The organism is Rhodanobacter terrae (genome assembly GCF_042657005.1).
GTDB lineage: Bacteria > Pseudomonadota > Gammaproteobacteria > Xanthomonadales > Rhodanobacteraceae > Rhodanobacter > Rhodanobacter terrae.
This window is the reverse complement of the sequence record NZ_JBHSNG010000028.1, coordinates 42,710-57,088: the sequence shown is the minus strand read 5'-3', so window position 1 is coordinate 57,088 and position 14,379 is coordinate 42,710. Positions and strand designations below refer to the sequence as shown.

General features: G+C 65.7%; 13 protein-coding genes and 1 pseudogene. 11 read left to right on the top strand and 3 right to left on the bottom strand.

Translation table 11 applies throughout. From position 1 onward, the window contains the following. Positions 1-116 precede the first annotated feature (116 nt). The 3 genes and pseudogenes from ACFPPB_RS17880 (at position 117) to aat (ending at position 2,016) form a co-directional block, all read left to right on the top strand. Positions 117-602 carry a hypothetical protein gene (locus ACFPPB_RS17880; RefSeq protein ID WP_377329593.1) on the top strand — a complete coding sequence of 162 codons (486 nt, stop codon included), beginning with the start codon at positions 117-119 and terminating at the stop codon, positions 600-602. Between the two features lie 401 nt (positions 603-1,003). After that, positions 1,004-1,291, top strand: a pseudogene (locus tag ACFPPB_RS17875) (peptidogalycan biosysnthesis protein); the annotation flags it as partial. Next, positions 1,288-2,016, top strand: coding sequence for a leucyl/phenylalanyl-tRNA--protein transferase (gene aat, locus ACFPPB_RS17870; protein WP_377329591.1), 729 nt, complete (start codon positions 1,288-1,290; stop codon positions 2,014-2,016). The pseudogene ACFPPB_RS17875 and the gene aat, both read left to right, overlap by 4 nt. A 12-nt stretch (positions 2,017-2,028) precedes the next feature. Here the strand turns inward: aat and ACFPPB_RS17865 are convergent, their stop codons facing one another. Then, the gene (locus ACFPPB_RS17865; protein ID WP_377329589.1) at positions 2,029-2,841 is read right to left on the bottom strand and encodes an HD-GYP domain-containing protein; all 813 of its coding nucleotides are present in this window, start codon (positions 2,839-2,841) and stop codon (positions 2,029-2,031) included. A 105-nt stretch (positions 2,842-2,946) separates the two neighbouring features. Further along, the gene (gene ispG, locus ACFPPB_RS17860; protein ID WP_377329587.1) at positions 2,947-4,206 is read right to left on the bottom strand and encodes a flavodoxin-dependent (E)-4-hydroxy-3-methylbut-2-enyl-diphosphate synthase; all 1,260 of its coding nucleotides are present in this window, start codon (positions 4,204-4,206) and stop codon (positions 2,947-2,949) included. Between the two features lie 294 nt (positions 4,207-4,500). Here ispG and ccoN point away from each other — a divergent pair, with 294 nt between their 5' ends. From ccoN to ccoS, 7 genes are all read left to right on the top strand, one after another. Next, a complete protein-coding gene (gene ccoN / locus ACFPPB_RS17855) occupies positions 4,501-5,970 on the top strand; it encodes a cytochrome-c oxidase, cbb3-type subunit I (RefSeq protein WP_377329585.1) in 1,470 nt (489 codons plus the stop codon). Between the two features lie 114 nt (positions 5,971-6,084). Next, a complete protein-coding gene (gene ccoO, locus ACFPPB_RS17850) occupies positions 6,085-6,759 on the top strand; it encodes a cytochrome-c oxidase, cbb3-type subunit II (protein ID WP_377329583.1) in 675 nt (224 codons plus the stop codon). Beyond that, the gene (locus tag ACFPPB_RS17845) at positions 6,756-6,944 is read left to right on the top strand and encodes a cbb3-type cytochrome oxidase subunit 3 (protein WP_377329581.1); all 189 of its coding nucleotides are present in this window, start codon (positions 6,756-6,758) and stop codon (positions 6,942-6,944) included. Before ccoO ends, ACFPPB_RS17845 begins: the two co-directional genes overlap by 4 nt. Continuing rightward, positions 6,941-7,849, top strand: coding sequence for a cytochrome-c oxidase, cbb3-type subunit III (ccoP, locus tag ACFPPB_RS17840; protein WP_377329579.1), 909 nt, complete (start codon positions 6,941-6,943; stop codon positions 7,847-7,849). The genes ACFPPB_RS17845 and ccoP overlap by 4 nt, the downstream gene beginning before the upstream one ends. Further along, positions 7,833-8,063, top strand: coding sequence for a hypothetical protein (locus ACFPPB_RS17835; protein WP_377329577.1), 231 nt, complete (start codon positions 7,833-7,835; stop codon positions 8,061-8,063). Before ccoP ends, ACFPPB_RS17835 begins: the two co-directional genes overlap by 17 nt. Further along, complete coding sequence (locus ACFPPB_RS17830) at positions 8,060-10,351, top strand: heavy metal translocating P-type ATPase (RefSeq protein ID WP_377329575.1); 2,292 nt, start codon at positions 8,060-8,062, stop codon at positions 10,349-10,351. The genes ACFPPB_RS17835 and ACFPPB_RS17830 overlap by 4 nt, the downstream gene beginning before the upstream one ends. After that, entirely contained in the window at positions 10,348-10,551 is a 204-nt protein-coding gene (gene ccoS, locus ACFPPB_RS17825; RefSeq protein ID WP_377329573.1) for a cbb3-type cytochrome oxidase assembly protein CcoS, read from the top strand. The genes ACFPPB_RS17830 and ccoS overlap by 4 nt, the downstream gene beginning before the upstream one ends. A 338-nt stretch (positions 10,552-10,889) precedes the next feature. Here ccoS and ACFPPB_RS17820 read toward each other — a convergent pair whose 3' ends face one another. Then, entirely contained in the window at positions 10,890-12,836 is a 1,947-nt protein-coding gene (locus tag ACFPPB_RS17820) for an acetyl-CoA hydrolase/transferase C-terminal domain-containing protein (protein ID WP_377329572.1), read from the bottom strand. Between the two features lie 67 nt (positions 12,837-12,903). Between ACFPPB_RS17820 and ACFPPB_RS17815 the strand changes: the two genes are divergently transcribed. Then, positions 12,904-14,346, top strand: a complete 1,443-nt coding sequence (locus ACFPPB_RS17815; protein ID WP_377329570.1) for a phospholipase D-like domain-containing protein — start codon at positions 12,904-12,906, stop codon at positions 14,344-14,346. The last annotated feature ends 33 nt before the right edge of the window (positions 14,347-14,379 follow it).

Here is a 14,379-nt window from a genome sequence, read left to right as displayed (position 1 = left end):
GACGACGACATTCAAGCGATTGAAGACAAGCTCAACCAGCGGCCTCGAAAGCGTTTAGACTTCCGTACGCCACAACACGTTTTCGATGTCTCCCTCAACCGTGGTGCACTTCGTAGTTGAATCCGCCAGGCAAAGATGTAGAAGGTCTTGAGCATTATATTGACCCACAAAGCTGTTATCGCCATGAAAATGGCCTTGTTGGCTGGATACATAGATGCGGAGTTTTGCATGAATGGTATTCGTATCTTATATGTATTTCAGTTCCCGATAGCGACAGAATCAACATACCGGCCTACAGGATATTCCACCCTTTAACTTTAAGACCTTTAACACGTGTGATGTTGAGAAAATCGGTCTTGAAGTCTGACAAATCTCAATTACCATTTGGTAAAGGGTTTCTATTCGCAGAAGCACAGGGGAAAAGGAATGACTATAAATCCCCACCAGCCTTCGTAGACTTTGGTATAGACATAGATTGCACTACGAAGGAAGAACGCAAAGAAGAACGCAAGCAAGAGCCCAAGAAACAAGCATCACAGATTGAAACGCAAAAGACCTCAAGCTGGAAACGTAAGCTTTTTGGCTGGATAGACAATATCTGAGCCTCGCTGATTAATTTACAGGGGGCTACATGCCAGACCTAACTCAAGAAATGTCGCTTTGGTATGGTGGGAACACCCATGCCTGTGTTTCTATCGACGAAACTTTTCCCTCACAGGAATGGTCCTGCGGGCAAATAGTTCCACCCAGCGATGATGCTCTTTATCACCTCAACCATGGGAGCTTATGGGCTTGTGTACGAACTGAGCATGAATCACTTCATATAAGTTGTGACCCGGTGCAGAAGCTCTACACGCCAAACTTTTTCCTAGATAACTGGGTATTTTTTTTGCCGTTGCGCTAGTCATAGCGTACATCGGTTACAAAAAATATTATAAGCGCCTTCCGAGTTAATCAACGAATTTCAATGGCCGAAACTGAACGAGTTGCGTCGTCCCAGTGCGAGCTGTGCTATTACCGCGGCATCGAGCATGCGATCGCGCACCGGTTGACCCGCTTCGAGCCCGGCGCGCAGGGCGAGCACAAGCTGGCGCGTGGTTTCCTGCCGGTACGTACGCACTCGCGGCATTATCTGGCCAACCCCGATTTCCGCGCCGCCGTGGCCGCGGCGCTTGCCAGCGAAGCGCAAGCGGTCGACGCTTATGTCGACGAGCTGCGGAGCCATAGCCCGTACGCTGATCACGGCCTTCATCAAGACAATGCCGAGCAGCACGGCGATACCGCGCGATGATCCGCCTGCCGCTACTGGATCCCGATGCCTGGGATCGCTTCCCTGACCCGCGCGGCGCGCTGACCGAGCCGAACGGCCTGCTGGCGTTCGGCGGCGACCTGTCCCCACGGCGTCTGCTTGCCGCTTATGCCCACGGCATCTTTCCATGGTTCGGCGAGGGCGAACCGATCCTGTGGTGGTCGCCCGATCCGCGTTGCGTGTTCCGTACCGAAGCGGTGCGGATCAATCGCAGCCTGCGCCGCCAGCTGGCCGGCCGGCATTGGCGGCTGACCGCCGATCATGCGTTCGATGCGGTCATCCGCGCCTGCGCCGCGCCGCGCGCCGACGACTCGGGCACCTGGCTGGTGCCGGCGATGATCGACGCCTACGTGCAATTGCATCGACAAGGCCATGCACACAGCGTGGAAGTGTGGGATGGCGAGCGGCTGGTGGGTGGCATCTACGGCGTCGCGGTCGGCCGATTGTTCTGCGGCGAATCGATGTTCAGCGCCGAGAGCGGCGGCTCCAAGCTCGCGCTTGCCGCGCTCGCCCGATTGCTGCACGACATGGATTTCCCGCTGCTCGATGCCCAGGTCAGCAATGCACATACACTCGGCCTGGGCGCGATCGAGATACCGCGCACGCAGTTTCTGCAACAGGTCGCCGAGCTCGGCCAACGTGCCGGACTCGTCGGCAGCTGGAGCGCGTTCACGCCACGCTTGATTCAGCCTTGCGCGTCCGATTGACGACCGTCGGATTCAGTCGGCTGCAGCGCGGCCCAGCGCCTTGATGTCATCGTAGTGCTCCAGGAACAGCGCCACCAGGTCCGGATCGAGCTGGCTGCCGGCGACCTGGCGCAAATAGTCCAGCACTTCATGCTCGGGCCACGCCGGCTTGTAGACCCGCGGCGAGATCAGCGCATCCCATACATCGACCACGCTGAAGATCCGTGCCGCCAGCGGAATGTCCTCGCCGCGCAGGCCTTGCGGATACCCGGCGCCATCCCAACGCTCATGATGGCTGTGCGGAATATCGCCGGCCTCGCGCAGGAAATCGACCTGCTGCAACAGTTCATAACCGAGTTTCGGATGCTGGCGCATCACCGCCATCTCTTCGTCGTCCAGCTTGCCGGGCTTGATCAGCACCGAATCCGGCAACGCCAGCTTGCCGATGTCGTGCAGCAAGGCACCGAACGTGAGATGACGCAGCGCCTCGCCTTCCACGCCGGCCCGCCGGGCGAGGCCGGCGGACATGCGCATCACCCGGTCGGAATGGTCGCCGGTTTCCTTGTGGCGGATGTCCATCGCCGACACCAGCACGCGTAGCGTCTGCTTGTGGCCTTCGCGCAAGGTATGGTTGGCCAGCCGCAAGCGGCGCAGATCACGGCCTATCATCCAGTACAGCAATACACCGGTAATCAGTACGAACAGGCCACCTTTGATGCTCTGCAGGAAGGTGAGCTGGACCTGGCCGCGCACCATCGCGTTCAGTGCACGATCGGAAAACCATATCCATAACCCGGACAGCAGCACGTAGGAAGCGGCCGTGCGGAATTGGGGGCTGATCGTCAAGTCAAGGCTCCGGCGAGAACGTCCCGCGCACGACATGCGCACTCCGCGTCTTGCGTGCAGTCGGCAGCGGGAAACATGAGTCTGCGCGACTGTATGACAGAAACCTCAGCCGGCCCGCGCCACGTACTTGCGCGCCACGTAATCGTCCAGGATGCCGACGAATTCGTTCGCGATATTGTCGCCACGCAAGGTCATCGCCTTCTCGCCGTCGATGAACACCGGCGCTGCCGGCGCCTCGCCGTTGCCGGGAAGCGAAATGCCGATGTTGGCGTGCTTGGATTCACCCGGCCCGTTGACGATGCAGCCCATCACCGCCAGCGTGAGGTTTTCCACGCCGTCGTACTTGATGCGCCAGACCGGCATCTGCTCGCGCACGTGTTCCTGCACGGTCTTCGCCAGCTCCTGGAAGAACTCGCTGGTGGTGCGGCCGCAACCGGGACATGCAGTGACCAGCGGTGTGAACGAGCGCAAGCCCATCGTCTGCAGCAGCTCCTGCGCCACGATAACCTCGCCGGTACGCGACGCGCCCGGCTCGGGCGTGAGCGAGATGCGGATGGTGTCGCCGATGCCTTCCTGCAACAGCACCGCCAGCGCGGCGCTGGAGGCGGTGATGCCCTTGGAACCCATGCCCGCCTCGGTGAGGCCCAGGTGCAAGGCATAGTCGCAGCGCGCGGCGAGGTCGCGATACACCGCGATCAGCTCCTGCACACCGGAGACTTTGCACGACAGGATGATGCGATCGCGCGCCAGCCCGATCTTCTCGGCCAGCGCGGCCGAATCCAGCGCCGAGCGGATCAGCGCCTCGCGCGCCACGTGCGAGGCATCCCAGGGGTCGGCACGCAGCGCGTTCTGGTCCATCAGCGCGGTGACCATGCTCTGGTCCAGCGAGCCCCAGTTCGCACCGATGCGTACCGGCTTGCCGTAGCGCAGCGCCATCTCGATGATCGCGCCGAACTGGCTGTCTTTCTTCTTGCCGAAGCCGACATTGCCGGGATTGATGCGGTACTTCGCCAGCGCCTCGGCGCAGGCCGGCTCGCGCTCCAGCAGCTGGTGGCCGTTGTAGTGGAAGTCGCCGATGATCGGCACGTCCACGCCCATCATCGCCAGTCGCTCGGCAATGCGCGGCACAGCGGCGGCAGCTGCGGGGGTGTTCACCGTGATGCGCACCAGTTCGGAGCCGGCACGGGCCAGCTCGGCGATCTGCCTGGCGGTGCCGGCCGGGTCTTCGGTGTCGGTGTTGGTCATCGATTGCACCACCACCGGCGCCCCCCCGCCCACGCGCACCTTGCCGATCTGCACGGCCACGCTGGGCCGACGTAGCGCCGGCTCGGCCGGGCGCGGTTTGTGCGAAACAAGCTCACTCATGACATCAACCGGAAAACAGGTCGCGACGATGCGCGACGACACCGCCAAGAATACCCGATCGGGCTTGCAGGCCTGTGGCAAATCGGCGCAGTCGCGACCCGGAAGCCGATGACCCGTGGCTGTCGCCGCCGGCCCGACCGGCGCCGGAACTGCGGCGACGCGGTGGCATAGCCGACCGATCACCCAATTCGCACCAACCGTGCCGAACGGGCGAATTGTCGCAGCAAATTGATCGAAGTCATGGCGGAGCATTGGTTTCACGCCAATACTGGGGAGATTGATTCGGGGAACCGCATGCCAAATACCGAGTACTACAACGACAAGGTCGTCCGCCAGTTCCTGCTGGCTGCGGCCGTATGGGGCATCATCGGCATGTCGGTAGGCGTGTACATCGCCGCCGAGCTGATGTGGCCGGCGCTCAATTTCGACCTTCCTTGGATCACGTTCAGCCGGTTGCGTCCCGATCACACGTTCGGCGTGATCTTCGCATTCGGCGGCTCGGCGCTGATGGGCACGTGTTACTACGTGGTGCAGCGCACCGGGCACGCGCGGCTGGCGCTGGGCAAGCTGGCCGGCTTCACGTTCTGGGGCTGGCAGCTGATCTGCGTACTGGCCATGGTGTCGATGCCGCTGGGCATGACCACCAGCAAGGAATACGCCGAGCCGGAATGGTGGATCGCCCTGCTGACCGCCGTGGTGTGGGTGAGCTTCGGCGTGGTGTTCTTCGCCAGCCTCGCACGGCGGCGCATCAAGCACATCTACGTGGCGAACTGGTACTACGGTGCGTTCATCATCGCGGTGGGCCTGCTGCACATCGTCAACCACTTGTCGCTGCCGGTGTCGTGGACCAAGTCGTACCCGATCTATTCGGGCGTGGTCGATGCGATGGTGGAATGGTGGTACGGCCACAATGCGGTGGCGTTCTTCCTCACCGCCGGCTTCCTCGGCATGATGTATTACTTCGTGCCCCGGCAGGCGCAGCAGCCGCTGTGGAGCTACCGCTTCTCCATCGTCAATTTCTGGGCGTTGATCTCGGTCTACATGTGGGCCGGCGCGCACCACCTGATGTACACCGCGCTGCCGGACTGGGTGCAGTCGGTCGGCATGGCGTTCTCGCTGGTGTTGCTGATGCCCAGCCTGGGCTCGGCGGCCAACGGCCTGCTCACCTTCAACGGCTCGTGGTGGCGGCTCAAGACCGACCCCGCCGCCAAGTTCATGGTGATGTCGCTGGTGTTCTACGCGGCCGCCACCTTCGAAGGCTCGATGATGGCGGTCAAGACGGTGAACTCGCTGTCGCACTACACCGACTGGACGATCGCCCACGTGCATTCGGGCTCGCTGGGCTGGGTCGCGATGATCACCATCGGTTCGCTGTACGCGATGGCGCCGCGTGCGCTGGGCCGTCCGGAAATGCACTCGCGCGCGGCGATGGAGTGGCATTTCTGGCTGCACATGGCGGGCACCCTGCTCTATGTGGGCTCGATGTGGACGGCCGGCGTCACCGAAGGTCTGATGTGGCGCGCCACCCAGCCCGACGGCGCGCTCACCTACAGCTTCCTGGACAGCCTGATCGCGATCAAGCCGATGTACCTGATCCGCTGGATGGGTGGCGTGAGCATCCTCTCGGGCATGTGGGTGATGGCGTGGAACCTGTGGCACACCGCCGCGGATGCGCGGGCGCGGCTGATCAAGCCGATTCCGGTGCCCATCCCCGAACCGGTACTGCACCAGGTACCCGCTCCGCTGCCTGCCGGCGTCAGCTGATGCGCTCGTCCATGATCGCCACTCCGGTCAACTTCCTGTTTGGTGGGCGCAACCCGATCCCGCAAATCCAAAGGCGGCCATCCATGGCCGAACTCTTCAAGTAGATCTCATACCATGGCCTACAAGCATTTCGAAGCGATCGAGAAACACGCCGGCCTGCTCGGCATCCTGATCGCGATCATGGTCTCGCTGGGCGGACTGGCCGAGATCACGCCGCTGTTCATGGAGGCGCATTCGCTGAAGGCGCCGCCGGGGGTGCATCCGTACGATCCGCTGCGGCTGATCGGCAAGGACGTCTATGTGCGCGAGGGCTGCTATCTGTGCCACTCGCAGATGATCCGCGCGCTGCGTTTCGAGACCCAGCGCTACGGTCACTTCTCGACGGCGGCCGAGTCGGTCTACGACCGTCCGTTCCAGTGGGGCTCCAAGCGCACCGGGCCGGATCTGGCCCGGGTCGGCGGCAAGTATTCCGACGACTGGCATCGCATGCATCTGATGAACCCGCGCCAGGTCGTGCCGCAGTCGAACATGCCCGGCTACCCCTGGCTGGCGCACGACACTATCGACGCCGCCGACGTGCAGGCGCGCATGCGCACACTGCGCCGGCTGGGCGATCCGTACACCGACGCCGATATCGCCGCGGCACCTGCCGCCTTGGCGGGCAAGACCGAAATGGACGCGCTGATCGCCTATCTGCAAGGCCTGGGTATCCGCAACGAGCCCAATCCGCCGGCCGGCGCGCCCACCGCTCCAAGCGATGCGCCGGCCAGCACCGGAGGCACGCCATGACGCCGATGAATCCGATCTGGGGTTACATCGCCGGCGGGTTCATCCTGCTGATGATGTTCAGCTTCATCGGCATCTGGATCTGGGCCTGGCGCAAACGGCACAAGCCCACCTTCAACCGCATGGCGCGGCTGCCACTGGAAGACGAGCCCGATACGGAAGCAGACACGAAGGAGAACCGCCCATGAGCAGCGGATGGTCGTTATGGGTGATGTTCCTGGTGGTGCTCAACATGAGCATCACGCTGTTCCTGTTCTTGTGGGGGCCGCGCGCGAAGATACCTACCTTGCCCGACGGCACCAGCGGTCACGTATGGGCCCACGGCGTGCTGCGCGAGGGCGTGCGCAAGTTGCCGCGCTGGTGGCTGCTGTTCTCGGCCAGCATGTTCGCGGCTGCGTTCGTCTATCTGTTCCTGTTCCCAGGCTTCGGCAATCACAAGGGTGCGCTGGGCTGGACTTCGCACGGCGAACTGGCCAAAGCGGTCGCCGCGAACCAGGAGAAGCTCGATCCACTGGTGGCGCGCTTCCGGCTGTACCCGGTCGAGCAACTGGCCGGCGATCCGCAAGCCCTGCAGATGGGCAAGGTCCTGTTCCAGGACAACTGCGCCGCCTGCCACCAGCGCAGCGGCAAGGGCAACATGGTGCTGGGCGCGCCCGATCTCACCGACAACGACTGGCTGTACGGCGGCAGCGGCAAGGACATCGTCACCTCGATCCACGACGGCCGTGCCGGCGTGATGCCGCCGTGGGCCAGCCTGGGCGAGGACAACGTCGACAACCTTGTGCAGTACGTGCTGAGCCTGTCCGGCTCGCCGCACGACCGGGCCAAGGCGGTCGCCGGCAAGCCATTGTTCGCCACCTGCGCGGCCTGCCACGGCACCGACGGCAAGGGCAGCCATGCGATCGGCGCACCGAACCTCACGGATCACATCTGGCTGCATGGCGGTACCGTGGCGGATATCCACAAGACAGTTCACGACGGTCGCCAAGGCCACATGCCGGCGTGGAGCCCGCGGCTGACCGACGACCAGATCCGCATCGTCGCCGCTTACGTCTATCACCTGTCGCATCCCGCCGATGCCAGCAGCCAGTGACATCGCCGCCCGCACCGCATCGGCCTGGTATCGCCAGCCGGTGCTGTGGCTGGGCATCGCGGTCTTCGTCGGGTCGATAGCCGGTTGCGTGTGGATGATCGTGCTCGGCGTGCGCTACGCCGACACGCCCGTGCAAACCTCGCATACCGTCTTCGGCGTCCCGGCCAGCGCACACAGCAGTCCGCAGCGTCCGCCAGACGGTCCGCCGCGATGAGCGTCTACGGGGCCAGCTCCTATGCGGCCAGCACCTATGCAGCATGGGCCCATCCGCAACTCGCGGCGCAGGTATTGCGCAGCCGCCGCGACGGTTGCAGCGAGATCGCCTTGCGCGTCGAATCGCTGGACGACCCCCGCCTGCTGCTGTGGCTGGAGCAGCGGATTCGCGCGCTGCCCGGCGTGCGGCGCGTCGCCGTCGATCGTGCGGCCCGGCGCGTGAGGGTAGTGTGGGACGTGCAGCGCACGTCGCTGCCCAGCCTGCTGGACAACTTCGCCGCTGCGCACTGCCCGGCGCAGCCACTGCAGCACGACAGCATCGACGATGCCCGCTCGCACGAGCAGCACGATGCGCTGAAGCGGCTGCTGGTCGCCGGCATGTGCGCGATGCAAGTGATGACATACGCATTCGTGATCTACATCGGCGTTGTCGATTTCGTCGACTTCAGCACGCGCGACCTGTTCCGCTGGCTCGGCCTGATCACCACCGTGCCCGTGGTGTTCTACTCGGCCCAGCCATTTTTCGCCGGCGCCTTGCGCGAACTGCGCGAACGCCGGCTCGGCATCCACCTGCCGGTGGCGCTGGCGGTAGCTCTGGTGTTTCTCGCCAGCGCGTTCAACACGCTGCGCGGCAGCGGCGAGATCTATTTCGATTCGGTGAGCATGTTCGTGTTCCTGCTGCTCGGCAGCCGCTATCTGGAACTGCGCTCGCGCCATCGCAGCGGCGCGCTGGGCGATGCGGTGATCGACGCATCGCCCCTGCTGGCCGAACGTCGTCGCGCCGACGGCGAACTGGAAACGGTCCCTGCGATCGCGTTGCTGCCCGGCGACCTGGTGCATATCGCCGAAGGCGGCACCGTGCCGGCGGACGGCGTGCTGGAAAGCGCGCGCGTGCAAGTGGACGAGGCGCTGCTGTCGGGCGAGTCGCGCCTGCTGTGCCGCGTACGCGGCGAGCGGCTGGTCGCCGGCAGCGTGCTGTTGTCCGGCCCGGTCGAGCTATGCGTGGAGCGAAGCGGCGCGGCCACCACCGTGGCGCGACTGGGCGCGCTGGCCACGCGCGCCCGACAGGCCCGCAGCCTGCTGGGCGGCAACGATCGCGAGATCGGCCGGTTCGTCGGCCGCGTGTTGCTGCTGACCGCACTCACCGCGCTGGGCTGGCTGCTGGTCGATCCCGCGCGCGCGTTCGAGGCCGCCGTGGCGGTGCTGGTGGTGGCCTGTCCTTGCGCGTTCGCGCTGACCCGCCCGGCCACGCTGACCCGCGCACTCGGCGTGCTCGCCGGTCGCGGCGTACTGGTCACCGACGGCGCCGCACTCGCCATACTGGCGCAGGTCGACTACGCGTTGTTCGACAAGACCGGCACGCTGAGCGTGCCGCAACTGGACCGTCGCGCCGTCGAGCCCCTGCGTGGCGACACACCGGACAACCTGCTGCAGCTGGCTGCCGCGCTGGCCCACGAAAGCTCGCATCCGCTGGCCCGCGCCCTCGCCGATGCCGCCCGCCAGAACGCGCTGCCGCTGCGTGCGCAGTCGGTGCAGGTCAGCGCCGGCGCCGGCATCAGTGGCGAGGTCGACGGTCGCTCGCTGCGTCTGGGCCGCGCCGACTTCGCGCTCGCACCCAGCGGCCAGCCTGTGCCGGCAAACGCAGCGGGCGCGCTGCTGCTGGCCGACGCGCAAGGCGCCATCGCGGCGTTCCATCTGGACGAGCAACCGCGCGCCGATGCCCGCCGTGTGCTCGATGCGCTTCGCGCCGACGGCGTCATGCCCGCGATCGCCAGCGGCGACGATGAAGCACGCGTGGCCGCTATCGCCAGCCGCCTCGGCATCGACGACTGGCATGCACGCCAGTCGCCAGTCGACAAGCTCGAACGGCTGCAGGCTGCGCGCTGCGACGGCCACCTCACGCTGGCCGTCGGCGACGGCAGCAACGACGCGCCACTGCTGGCCGGCGCCGACGTCTCCGCGGCGCTGACCTCCGGCACCGAACTGGCGCAGGCGCACGCCGACCTGCTGTTGCTCGATGGACGTCTGGACGGTCTGATCGATGCCCGCGCGATCGCCCGCCAAGTACAGCGAGTGATGGCGCAGAGCCGACGCTGGTCGTTGCTGTACAACCTGTGCGCCGTGCCGTTTGCCGCGTTTGGCTTCGTGCCGCCATGGCTGGCCGGCATCGGCATGTCGCTGAGCTCGCTGGTAGTGGTGCTGAACGCGCTGCGAGTCGGTCGCCACGAGACATCCGGCCGCCCCGATCCGGCCAGCCCCGCAAAACGGGCACGCGAGCTGCGCGCATGAACATCCTGCTGATGCTGATCCCGGTCACCGCTTTGCTGCTGCTGGTCGCGGTGGCGCTGTTCTTCTGGGCCGTCAACCACCAGCAGTTCGACGACCTGGACAGCCCCGCGATCCTGCCGCTGCTGGATGATCCGCCGCCGGAAGAGTCCGCCCCGAAGCCCCCCGAAGAAACCGCCCCACCCGCGCAGGACATCGTATAGGCCACCGCGCACGTAGGAGCCCGCTCGCGGGCGATGCTCTTGCCTTGATGTCCCGTTGGCTAGGGAGATTCATAGCAACGGCATCGCCCGCGAGCGGGCTCCTACCTGATTACCTGGCAGCAGTTCGACGACCTGGACAGCCCCGCGATCCTGCCGCTGCTGGATGATCCGCCGCCGGAAGAGTCCGCCCCGAAGCCCCCCGAAGAAACCGCCCCACCCGCGCAGGACATCGTATAGGCCGCCGCGCACGTAGGAGCCCGCTCGCGGGCGATGCTCTTGCCTTGATGTCCCGTTGGCTAGGGAGATTCATAGCAAAAGCATCGCCCGCGAGCGGGCTCCTACATTTGCTTGCGGCGCAGCGCGGCCTGCAGCAGGCGGCGCTGCAGGCGATCGGCCAGCTTGGTCGGGTGCGCCAGCCCCATCCGCGCCTGCGCCTCGGCTTCGTCGGCGGCCATCGCACCGGGTCGGCAAATCGCCCGCAACAGCCGCCATCGGCCGCGCCAGTGGCTGCTGCAGGCTTTCAGCCAGTTCAGCGCCGGCAGCAGGCGCTGCTCGATCTCGGTGAAATCGCTGCCGAACGGAAATTGCGGCAGCAGGCCTTTCTGCTGGAACGGCGCCAGCGCCTCGTGCAGGTAGCGCGGAGCATGCCGGCGCCAGGCGTCGGGTATCACGAAGTCCGCGGCCAGCTTGCCGTGCGCCTTCGCCTCCGCGCACAGCGCGTCGAGAAAACGCGCGTCGCTGATCGACAGCATCGCCTCGACGCACTCGCTGTCGCTCTTGCCGCGCAGGTCGGCGACACCGTATTCCGTCACGTAGATGTCGCGCAGGTGGCGCGGAATGGTGGTCTGGCCGTAGTTCCAGCGGATATTGCTTTCTATGCCGCCGCGCACCTGCCGGGTCGCGCGCAGCAGTAGTACCGAGCGGCCTTCCGGGAGCTCGTGCGCCATGGCCACGAAGTTGTACTGGCCGCCGACACCGCTGACGACTTCACCATCGTCCAGCGTGTCGGACACCGCGGCACCGAGCAGGGTCGCCATCATGCAGGTGTTGAAGAAACGCGCGCCGCGCCGCTGCAACGTCGCCAGCACCTGATGATCGCCGTACAGATGGTTGACGTTGGAGACCGGGCCCATGTCGATCGCATCCGGATCGGCTGCTTCGGTGGCGTCCAGCCACGCATACAGTTCGCGCGAACCTAGAAAGAACGCGCCGCGCAGGTAATGTCCGCCGGGCACGTCGGCGGCCAGCCGGCCGGCCGCCGAGGCGCGTTCCAGCGCGAGATTGTCCCAGCTGCGTCGCTTCAGGATGCCGGCGCGCTGCAGGTGCATGAAGCCGTCCATCACCATCTCGCTGGCGCCATACAAGCCGGCCTGGAACGCGGTCAGGCCACCCAGCCATCCGGCCAGCGCATGCGTCGCGCCGCGCCGATCCAGCGCCACCAGCGCGCGCCGCCACACGGTGTTGTCCTGCTGGCGCAACAGCAGCGCCTTGACCAGTGCATCGGACAACGCGCCGATGCCGATCTGCAGGCAGCCGCCGTCCCTGACCAGCGCACTGGCATGCAGGCCCAGCGCGTATTCGGCAAGATCGATCGGCTGCCGCGGCAGCGCGAACAGCGGGGGCGTGGTTTCCGGACACAGCTCCACGTCGAAATAGTCTTCGGCAACTTCGGCGTGGCCGCTCAGGTACGGCAGGTCCGGATGCACCACCGCTACGCACAACGGCCGCTGCTTGCCGGCGAGCTGTACCTGGCGCAGGAAATCCAGGGTCAGGTCCGGATTGCACGACAAGCTGTAGTGCGCCCCGTCCGGCCCCTCGCGGCGCGCCACCAGTTGCACCAGCAGGTTGATGTCCTGCACCACCAGATCACGGGCGACGTGGGTGTAGTTCTGGCTGATGTAACTGCGCTGCGCACAGGCCGAATGCAGCAGCGCGCCTGACTGCAGGTAGAACTCGTGCACTTCGACGTTCGAGGGCAACGCTCCGCGCGCCTGATCCAGCGCGTACTGCGGATCGACCTGATCGGCGCCGAAGTGGCGCTCGAGGAACGGCCCGAGAAATCGCCACTCCAGTCCCGGCGCCGGTTGCGGCCGGGTCAGCGACAGCGCGGTGTACAGGCGCATCGAACGGAGCGGGTCGGCCGCGGTGTTCCGGTACAGCGCATTGAGCAGCCCATGCGGCTTGCCCAGCCCCAGCGGGGCGGCAACGCGCAGATCCGCTCCCAGTTCGTCGGCGAGGTAGCGCGCGCATGCATCGGTATCGGTGTAGCGGTGCTCGATCTGCATGTGCCGGATCATGCCAGAAGCTTGCCAACGACAACGCACACACGATGTCATCGCCTAAACTGGCGACATGCCCATGCCACCGATCCATTCCACGCCGATCCGCCTGCTGGCGGAGCAGGCGTTGAGCCGTGCCGCCGGCGCACCCCTGCTCAACGGCAACGCGGTGGAACTGATGATCGACGCGGCCGCGCATTACGACGCCTGGCTGACGGCGATCCGGGGTGCGCGGCAGCGCGTGCTGCTGGAGAACTACATCATCCGCAACGACGAGGTCGGCCTCGCCTTCCGCGATGCCCTGGTCGAGCGAGCGCAAAGCGGCGTGTTTGTGGCCGTGGTGGTGGACTGGGTCGGCTGCCTGGGCCAGTCGCGCAACTCCTTCTGGGCACCATTGCGCGCGGCCGGCGGAGAAGTGCGCGTATTCAATCCACCGTCGCTGGGGCAACCGTTCGGCTGGATCAGCCGCGACCATCGCAAGCTGTTGGTGGTCGATGGCGTACACGGCTTCCTGTCCGGCGTATGCATCAGCGCGAAATGGCTGGGCGACCCCACCCGCAACGTGCCGCCGTGGCGCGACACCGGCGTGGCGCTGCACGGTCCCGTGGTGGCGGAGCTGGAGGCGGCGTTCGCGCAAAGCTGGCACGAGACCGGTGCCGCGCTGCGGCAGTTTGTACCCCCGCCGGAACCCGTCACGACCGCCGGCGACGTCTCCCTGCGCCTGATCGCCACCCAGCCGGCCACGGCCGGCATGTACCGGCTCGATCAGTTGATCGCATCGATGGCACGCAAGACGCTGTGGCTGACCGACGCCTATTTCGTGGGCCTCATGCCATACGTGCAGGCACTGGTGGCGGCCGCCCGCGACGGCGTGGACGTGCGCCTGCTGGTGCCCGGCAGCAACGACATCCCCGCAGTGGCCAGCATGTCGCGTTCGGGCTATCGGCCGCTGCTGAAAGCCGGCATCCGCGTGTTCGAGTGGAACGGCTCGATGCTGCACGCCAAGACCGCGGTCGCCGATGGGCAGTGGGCGCGAGTCGGTTCGTCCAACCTCAACATCGCCAGTTGGTTGAGCAATCGCGAACTCGACGTGGCGGTCGAGGACGCCGGCTTCGCCGGCCAGCTTGCCGCGCAGTACGAACGCGATCTGGGCAACGCCACCGAAATCGTGCTGGCGGCACCCCGCCGCCGTGGCAGCAGCGAGCGCGTACGCAGCAGCGAAGCCCGCCCGCCCCGGATTCACCGCGCCGGCGGCAGCTCCGGCCGTGCCGCCGCCGGCGCCTTGCGCATCGCCAACAGAGTCGGCGCGGCATTGACCAACCGACGCGTGCTCGGCGACAGCTCCAGCAGCCCGCTGTTCGTCGGCACGCTGGTGCTGCTCGCGCTGGCGGTCGTCGCGATCCTGTGGCCGGCGTGGGTGGGCTGGCCGTTGGGGGTGCTGTGCGGCTGGTTCGCACTCAATCTCGGCATCCGTGCCTGGCGCCTGCGCAAACGACCCGCCGACGACGGCGACTGAGCGCGAAGCCCGCTTGAAGTGCTCCCTGCATTC

Bases quoted from the DNA above. Each gene is read 5' to 3' on its own strand.
- aat (WP_377329591.1), top strand. From the start codon at position 1,288: ATGATCCGCCTGCCGCTACTGGATCCCGATGCCTGGGATCGCTTCCCT.
- ccoP (WP_377329579.1), top strand. From the start codon at position 6,941: ATGAGCAGCGGATGGTCGTTATGGGTGATGTTCCTGGTGGTGCTCAAC.
- ispG (WP_377329587.1), bottom strand. From the start codon at position 4,206: ATGAGTGAGCTTGTTTCGCACAAACCGCGCCCGGCCGAGCCGGCGCTA.
- ACFPPB_RS17815 (WP_377329570.1), top strand. From the start codon at position 12,904: ATGCCCATGCCACCGATCCATTCCACGCCGATCCGCCTGCTGGCGGAG.
- ccoO (WP_377329583.1), top strand. From the start codon at position 6,085: ATGGCCTACAAGCATTTCGAAGCGATCGAGAAACACGCCGGCCTGCTC.
- ccoS (WP_377329573.1), top strand. From the start codon at position 10,348: ATGAACATCCTGCTGATGCTGATCCCGGTCACCGCTTTGCTGCTGCTG.
- ACFPPB_RS17830 (WP_377329575.1), top strand. From the start codon at position 8,060: ATGAGCGTCTACGGGGCCAGCTCCTATGCGGCCAGCACCTATGCAGCA.
- ACFPPB_RS17845 (WP_377329581.1), top strand. From the start codon at position 6,756: ATGACGCCGATGAATCCGATCTGGGGTTACATCGCCGGCGGGTTCATC.
- ACFPPB_RS17820 (WP_377329572.1), bottom strand. From the start codon at position 12,836: ATGCAGATCGAGCACCGCTACACCGATACCGATGCATGCGCGCGCTAC.
- ccoN (WP_377329585.1), top strand. From the start codon at position 4,501: ATGCCAAATACCGAGTACTACAACGACAAGGTCGTCCGCCAGTTCCTG.
- ACFPPB_RS17835 (WP_377329577.1), top strand. From the start codon at position 7,833: ATGCCAGCAGCCAGTGACATCGCCGCCCGCACCGCATCGGCCTGGTAT.